The organism is Ensifer sp. LC384, assembly GCF_001695865.1.
Classification (GTDB): domain Bacteria; phylum Pseudomonadota; class Alphaproteobacteria; order Rhizobiales; family Rhizobiaceae; genus Ensifer.
The window spans coordinates 58,712-64,932 of record NZ_MBST01000027.1 but is presented as its reverse complement, the minus strand read 5'-3'; the positions used below and the strand labels follow the sequence as shown (position 1 = coordinate 64,932).

Annotated in this window: 5 protein-coding genes and 1 pseudogene; 1 reads left to right on the top strand and 5 read right to left on the bottom strand. The window is 62.6% G+C overall.

The features are described 5' to 3' along the window. The first annotated feature begins 530 nt into the window (after positions 1-530). A complete protein-coding gene (locus BC363_RS20685) occupies positions 531-923 on the top strand; it encodes a hypothetical protein (RefSeq protein WP_065784198.1) in 393 nt (130 codons plus the stop codon). Between the two features lie 524 nt (positions 924-1,447). Here the strand turns inward: BC363_RS20685 and BC363_RS20680 are convergent. The 5 genes and pseudogenes from BC363_RS20680 to BC363_RS20660 form a co-directional block, all read right to left on the bottom strand. Further along, the gene (locus tag BC363_RS20680) at positions 1,448-2,653 is read right to left on the bottom strand and encodes an MFS transporter (RefSeq protein WP_065784197.1); all 1,206 of its coding nucleotides are present in this window, start codon (positions 2,651-2,653) and stop codon (positions 1,448-1,450) included. A 34-nt stretch (positions 2,654-2,687) separates the two neighbouring features. After that, positions 2,688-4,103 (bottom strand): chromate efflux transporter, encoded by a 1,416-nt coding sequence (gene chrA / locus BC363_RS20675; protein ID WP_065784196.1) that lies wholly within the window; start codon positions 4,101-4,103, stop codon positions 2,688-2,690. Next, positions 4,096-4,917, bottom strand: a complete 822-nt coding sequence (locus BC363_RS20670) for a sulfurtransferase/chromate resistance protein (protein ID WP_065784195.1) — start codon at positions 4,915-4,917, stop codon at positions 4,096-4,098. Before BC363_RS20670 ends, chrA begins: the two co-directional genes overlap by 8 nt. A gap of 129 nt (positions 4,918-5,046) precedes the next feature. Beyond that, the gene (locus BC363_RS20665) at positions 5,047-5,763 is read right to left on the bottom strand and encodes a nickel/cobalt transporter (protein ID WP_065784194.1); all 717 of its coding nucleotides are present in this window, start codon (positions 5,761-5,763) and stop codon (positions 5,047-5,049) included. Between the two features lie 5 nt (positions 5,764-5,768). Next, positions 5,769-6,202 (bottom strand): annotated as a pseudogene (locus BC363_RS20660) (YqaA family protein). Positions 6,203-6,221 lie beyond the last annotated feature (19 nt).

The window sequence follows — 6,221 nt, the reverse complement described above, 5'->3', positions numbered from 1 at the left end:
CCCTCGCACCCAAAGTTTACGAGCAATATCAAAGGGCTTCGAGGAAAATCGGAGCCCTTTTTGCATTCAAAATACCCTAGCACACGGCTAGCACAAACGGACCCCTCCGGTTTGACGGCTGCTTGATGCCGCGATTCCCTGTGCCGATCGTGAGCTGCGGGCGCTCGCGTTTCGTTGGGCCGACGGCGACAGGTGCGTCACGATCTTCTATGACACCCAGTGGCCAGAAGAGCACTACGGTCGCAACGGAATGATCCATAAATCGAGACCCATTGCTGAGGTGGTCGAGGCCGCCGTTTCCGGAATGAGAGGACGCACTCCAGAAGGGACCAAGCAGCTTAGAAGCACATGAGCGCCAGAGATGAACGAGGGAGTGTCTGCTGGGGGGCCGTTCGATACAAATCAGTACTGATCGGGAACGCAAGGCATAACCGGCGCCCGTCCCTTCGATAGCGGTGGCAGATAGACTGTGGCCACGCACTTGAGACTTGTGGCCACGCTCCCCAACCTCGATCGGAAGTTCGGAGCACATGGACGCCAGAATACTCAAACAGGTTCAAGATGCCCGCAACGCCAGCGGGCAGGACATCGCCAATGGCCTCGTGGAGACGATCACTCAGATCGGTGGCGAACCCCTAACTGTCAGAATGGCGAAGGACGAACTGAGTGCAGTACTGGGGCAGGCCCGAAACGGCATACCTAAGCTTATCGGCAATCGGAAAAAGACCGAAGACATGACGTTGGTGATCTCTCTGAAGGATCTCGCCGAACTTGCTACCGCTGCAAGGCAGGGAGAGACCGTCGGCGAGGCTCTCGATGCAATCGGCTTCAAACCTCATACGGGCGGCCGCATCATCGTCGGTCAAGGCCGCAAGCGTGAGCCTCGTCAGCGAACCGGTAATGCCGACGGCTCACTGAAATGAAGGTTCGTGCAGCGGGAGTTGTGCCCCGCCGATGCGATTGCGGCTGCTATGAACCGCATCCCCTGGATGCCATCGGAAATCGTGGGCGCATGAGCGAGGCTGTCCGTAACCCCAAGCCGATCGTTCAGAATTATCTGCGCGATCTCTGAGTAGAGGGTGGCGAACGCCTCCAGAGCCTTAAGGATGGCCCGGCAGGATCCGGGGATTGCGCTGCCCCGCCGTTGTCGTCCCGAAACCTGCGCGAGTCAGAGTGTGCAGGGGAGCGTCGAAGATAGCCACTTGAGCTTTCCCCGCCGCGCTATCGTTCGCCAGGACGACAGGTGGTTCGCCTTGAGCCCATAGCGATCCGCCACTCGTTCACTATTACGCCCGTCCGCAGGCTTTCCGAAACGATCCGCGCCTTCGCCTCGTCCCGCCATTGGCGATGCCCCTCACGTCTGGTCTAGCCAGTCGTGAGAACCTCCAACGTAGTCTCCATGGAGAACCTCCTCGTCGGTCTGCCATGGAACCCCGATCACAGAGTTTCAGCGCTCCTCAGGTGCTTTGAGCTGCCGGAACTGCAGCAACAAAAGAAAGTCGTAGGTGATCTTCAGCGTGGCGCAGATGACGAGCGGTAACGACCGATACGAGGCAGCAAAAAGTGCACCTGCGAGGGCGGGGCTTACCGCGGCGGCCAGACTGCGCGGCACGGATGTGACGCTTGCGGCGGCGGCTCGCTCGGCTTCGGTAACAACGGCCATTACATAGGAGGAGCGCGTCGGCACATCCATCTGAGAGAGGGCGGCCCGGATCAGCAGCAGGACAAGCGCCATGGGCAAGGTGGGTGCGAACGCCGCCAGCAGTAGGGCAATGCTCGACGGAATGTGGGTAAACACCATGGTGTTGATGAGGCCAATACGCAGTGACAGCCATGCGGCGACGGGAAACGAGAACGCCGAGAGTACGCCCGACCAGAAGAAGAATACCCCGGCTTGCGCGAGCGATAGATCGAAACGTTCGAACAGCCACAGGGCAAGCAGCGACTGGACGACGAAGCCGCCCGCGAAGGCGTCGAGGCTGAACAGGGCTGCGAGCTTCAAGACGATGGCGCGCGAGGGGCCAAGCGCCGCCGCCTTGGCAGTATCCTGGCTGGCGATACGCTTTGGTATGCGGGCATAAAGGAGGCCGCCGACGATTCCCAGGAGCGCGTAGAGCACGAACATCAGCTTGATTGCGGTCAGTCGTTCAAGCCCCACGGCGATTGGAAAATCCGGCAGGGCGGCCGCGAGCGCGCCGGCGGCGCTTGCGAGCGCTCCGATGAGGCTGTAGCGAGCAAACATCCTCGTCCGCTCCGCATCGGTCACTTCGCGAGTGAGCGCCGCGTGCTCCAGCGGCACGAAGACACTCACGCTGCCGGCCGACGGATTGATCGTGCCGGCAAATGCGACCACCAGCAGCAGCCAGTAGTCCTGCACGATCGACATGGCGACGCCCGTGGCAATCATCAGGCCGGCGGCGGCCAGAAGCGACGAGCGAAGATCGTGGCGCGCACCGAGGAAGCCGACGGCGATCGTCAAAAGCGCGGAGCCTGAGAGCGATGCCGTCGCGATGATGCCGACCTGCAGCGGGGAAAATCCAAGTGCGAGCAGATAGACCGGTAGCAGGATAGCCACGAAGCCGTCGCCGAAGTCACGCAGAGCGCGCGCTGCGAATAGATAGGTCGCCGGATGGGTGCTTTGCATGGATTTCACTACTCCAGCGGCCTCCTGCGCTCAGCTTTAGCGCTTACGACTTCATCAGCGTCCAGATCATACCGGCGACGGCGCAGGCCAGCAGCGTCGCGATGACAGACGCGCGGAACCGGAAGATTGCGATCCCTGCTGCCACGGTCAGGACGAGCGACGGCAGAACCAATGAGCTCAACACAGGCACGTCGAGAGTGAACCGCCCGAGGTTCCAGGCCGCGACCTCGGAAAACAGCGTGTGCAGGCCGAACCAGACGGCGAGGTTGAGGATCACGCCGACGACGGCAGCAGTGATCGCCGACATCGCGCCTGTCAGCGCCACGTTGTTGCGCAGCCGTTCGATAAACGGCGCGCCAAGGAAGATCCACAGGAAGCAGGGGACGAAGGTCACCCAGGTGGTCAGGATCGCGGCAAGCGTCGCCGCCGTCATCGGGTTCAGCGATCCGGGATCACGATAGGCTCCCATGAAGCCGACGAACTGAACCACCATGATCAGCGGGCCAGGCGTCGTCTCGGCCATGCCGAGCCCGTCGAGCATCTCGCCGGGTTTCAACCAGCCATATTGCTGAACCGCCTCCTGGGCGACATAGGCAAGCACCGCGTAGGCTCCGCCGAAGGTCACGACCGCCATCTGGCTGAAGAACATGCCGATCTGGGTGAAGACGTTGTCCGGCCCCAGGAAAACAAAAAGCAAGGCGAGTGGCACGAGCCACAGCGCAAGGAACACTGCCGAGACTCGCAGCGACCAGGCGAGGTTCGGCCGTGCGTGGATCGGCGTCTCTTCGCCGAGGACCGAGTCCTCGTCCTTGAGGATCGGACCGGTTCCCGCCTTGTGACCGCCGCCGATCTTGAAGAGTGGCGAACCGGTACGGCCGCCGATATAGCCTATGATGCCGGCCGCCAGGATGATCAGTGGAAACGGCACGCGGAAGAAAAAGATGGCGATGAAGGCCGCCGCGGCAATGCCGATCATCAGCCGGTTCTTGAGCGCCCTGCCGCCGATGCGGAAGACCGCCTGGACGACGACGGCGAGCACCGCCGCCTTAAGGCCGAAGAACAAACCTTCGACGACAGTGACATTGCCGAAGGCGGCGTAGATGTAGCTCAAACCCAGGATGGCAAGGAACCCCGGCAGCACGAAGAGCGTGCCGGCAACGAGACCGCCGGCGGTTCGGTGCAGCAGCCAGCCGATATAGACGGCGAGCTGCTGCGCTTCCGGACCGGGCAGCAGCATGCAGTAGTTCAGCGCATGCAGGAAGCGGTGCTCGCCGATCCAGCGCTTCTCGTCGACGAGGATGCGATGCATCACCGCGATCTGCCCGGCCGGACCGCCGAAGCTCAACGCGGCCACTCTCAGCCAGACGCGGACGCCTTCGCTGAAGGGGATGCCGTGGCTGTATGGCTGCCGCGCCGCATCCGGCGCGGCCTTGTCGGCAATCTCGGTCATCTCAGGCATCCTTTTTCGGCGAAGGCCAGTTGTGCGTTTCCTCGGTGGCATCGCGGCACCAGCGATAGAAAGCGTCATAGAGCAACATCCCCGCTTCGAGCTGCTCGAGATCGTCGGCATACATACGCGACAGGCCGAGCGACGCCGCCAGCAGACCTGATGCTTCCGGCGCGAGATCGAGGCGCGAGGTGTCCGCGCCGCGCACGATGGTCGCGAGCCGCAAGAGTGGCTCCGTCGAAAGACCGAATTCCTCGATCATCACGTCGAAGGTGCAGAGCTCGCCCCTATGGCTCCAGCGGACAGGAGCGTCGATGTCGAAGGGGGTTGCGGCGAAGCGTTCGCCGACCATCTCGACCTCCGGCGGCGACACGAACAGGAAGACCGCCCGTGGGTCGACAAAACGGCGGATCAGCCACGGGCAGGCGATCCGGTCGATCTTCGGCCGCGCCCGGGTTACCCAGACAGTGCGTCCGTTCGTATCCCGCTGCGGTATCGCGGATACGGGCACGGCCGGATGGCCGCGCTCTGCCCAGGCCTCGAAGCCGCCGTCGAGGACGTCGGCGGCAATGCCATGGTGGCGGAGCCAGGCGGCAACACCATAGCTGAGTTGCTTGCCTCGATGGCAGATGACGACGGCGGAGTCACCATCGATCTCTTGAGCCCATTCCTGCACAGTGCGGTAGTCGTGCCGGACCGAGCCCGGTACCAGGCGCGGGTCGGCGTCGAAGTCCTCATCAATGCGGACGTCGATAAGCACAGGGCATTTCGGGGTGCCAATCAGGCGGGCGAGTTTATCGGGAGAAATTTCAAGAAGTGACGACATGACGCGTCCTCCGGGTGAGCGGTTGAATGGACGCGATGCTTCGGCTGTCGCCTCGTGGGGTGATCGCAACCCCATACACGACGTTTTCTGCTCTTTGACCAGAGCTGTCAAGCGGCTCGACTGCTCAGGTCAACGCAGGATCTCGTGGATCGCAACTGCGACGAGAATGACGCCTGCGATCGCCTCGACCGCCTTCGAGGTCCTGGTCAGCAGTGTCGGTCGCGTTGCGAGCAACCTCTCTATCCGCGTCCGGAAGAGTACCGTCACAAGCGCTACGCTGGAGAGGGTCAGCGCCACCCCGGTCATCATGACGACCGCGAACATGATACCCGCCTCGGGCACGCCGCGCGACATGGCGAAGGTCATCACGAAGAGTGTCAACGGACAGGGGATGAGGCCCGCCATCAAGCCGACGGCGACGTGTTCTCCCTCGCCGTGGAAATGCGGCGGGCGGAACAATGCGCTCCAGAGCATCCAGGCTCCGATCACTCCGAGCAGACCGCGGCTCACGTCCTCCAGCAGCGGCGCCGAACCGGCACTGCCGAGCATGACGGAAACCAGCGGCAGCGAGAACAGCGCGATCAGCACGGCCATGGTGACGTGAGTGACCGACAGCGCGATCGACACCGTCAATCCGCGAGTGATCCCCGCCGATGACCCCGTCAGATAGGTGGCGAGCACGGCCTTGCTGTGCCCAGGCGTTATCGCGTGCACCGCGCCGAAGACGATGCCCATGGGCAGGAATGCGAGGAAAGCGCTCCAGCCGCCGCCATTCGCGAAGGCTTTGATGTGCTCGGCGAAGGTGAGATAGATGTCGCGCTGAAGGTCTACGATTGTCTGCAGCAAAGCCCCTAAGCCCAGTTCAGTGCGATGGCGGCCACGGCCAGATAACGCGTCACCTTGGCGATCGCCACCAGCACAACAAAATGCGTTAGTGGCTCTTTCATGACGCCCGCGACGACGGTGAGCGGATCGCCGACGATCGGCACCCAGCTCAACAGCAGCGACCACTTGCCATAACGATGATACCACTCTCGCGCACGTTCCAACCCGGCGTCACTTGCGGGAAACACCGCTTGTTCCGGAAACGCTCGATGCCGCGACCGATAAGCCAGTTGAGGACTGAGCCGAGTACGTTGCCGAGACTTGCGACGGTAATGAGCAGCCATGGCGAGAAACCTGAAAGAAGCAGGCCGGCCAGCGCCGCCTCCGACTGCATCGGCAGGATTGTTGCCGCGGCGAGCGCCACCAGGAACAGCCCGGCATAGATAGCGAGCTCGCTCATCGTTTGTACGCGCGGGGCG

What these genes read in the sequence shown, in the direction of transcription:
- BC363_RS20685 (WP_065784198.1), top strand. Translation starts at nt 531, where the DNA reads ATGGACGCCAGAATACTCAAACAGGTTCAAGATGCCCGCAACGCCAGC.
- chrA (WP_065784196.1), bottom strand. Translation starts at nt 4,103, where the DNA reads ATGCCTGAGATGACCGAGATTGCCGACAAGGCCGCGCCGGATGCGGCG.
- BC363_RS20670 (WP_065784195.1), bottom strand. Translation starts at nt 4,917, where the DNA reads ATGTCGTCACTTCTTGAAATTTCTCCCGATAAACTCGCCCGCCTGATT.